We start from the raw sequence: 894 nt of genomic DNA, 5'->3' as shown, positions 1-894 counted from the left end.
GAATATTGGTCATGCGCAGGCGGCTGCGGGTGTGGCGGGTGTGATGAAGATGGTGTTGGCGTTGCGGTTTGGGGTGTTGCCGCGGACGTTGCATGTGGGGGTGCCGTCGTCGCATGTGGATTGGTCGGCGGGTGCGGTGGAGTTGTTGTCGGAGGCTGTGGAGTGGCCTGTGTCGGGGCGGGTGCGGCGTGCGGGTGTGTCGTCTTTTGGGATCAGTGGGACGAATGCGCACGTGGTGCGGGGGCAGGCGGCGCGGTTGTTGTCGCATGTGGAGGCGTGGCCGGAGTTGCGGTCGGTGGATGTGGGGTTGTCGTTGGCGGCGGGTCGTACGAGCTTTGCGCACCGTGCGGTGGTGGCGGTGGGTGAGCGTGCGGATGTGGTGCGGGCGTTGGGTGCTTTGGCGGCTGGTGAGTCTGATGGTGCGGTGGTGTCGGGTTCGGTGGTGGGTGGTAAGTCGGCGGTGTTGTTCTCGGGTCAGGGCAGTCAGCGGCTTGGCATGGGACGGGAGCTGTATGAGCGGTTCCCGGTGTTTGCCGATGCGTTGGAGATGGTGCTGTCCGAGTTGGACCCCGCCCTGGACGGTTGGGCGCAGCCGGCGTTGTTCGCGGTTGAGGTGGCGTTGTTCCGTTTGGTGGAGTCGTGGGGTGTGCGGCCGGATTTTGTGGGTGGGCATTCGATTGGTGAGGTGGCTGCGGCGTATGTGGCGGGGGTGTTCTCGCTTGCGGATGCGTGCCGGTTGGTGGGGGCTCGTGCGCGGTTGATGGGGGCGTTGCCGGGTGGTGGGGCGATGGTGGCGGTTCGGGCGACCGAGGCCGAGGTGCTGCCGTTGTTGGTTGAGGGTGTGTCGGTGGCGGCGGTGAATGGTCCGTCGTCGGTGGTGGTTTCGGGTGCTGA

General features: G+C 66.3%; 1 protein-coding gene. It reads left to right on the top strand.

What is annotated here, in order from left to right; all coding sequences use genetic code 11:
- A partial coding sequence (locus tag IH09_RS36225; RefSeq protein WP_190233527.1) for an acyltransferase domain-containing protein occupies positions 1-894 on the top strand: 894 nt, incomplete at both ends.

The organism is Streptomyces celluloflavus (genome assembly GCA_000720995.1).
GTDB lineage: Bacteria > Actinomycetota > Actinomycetes > Streptomycetales > Streptomycetaceae > Streptomyces > Streptomyces celluloflavus.
The sequence above is the reverse complement of the archived record's forward strand: the minus strand, read 5'-3'. Positions and strand labels throughout refer to the sequence as shown.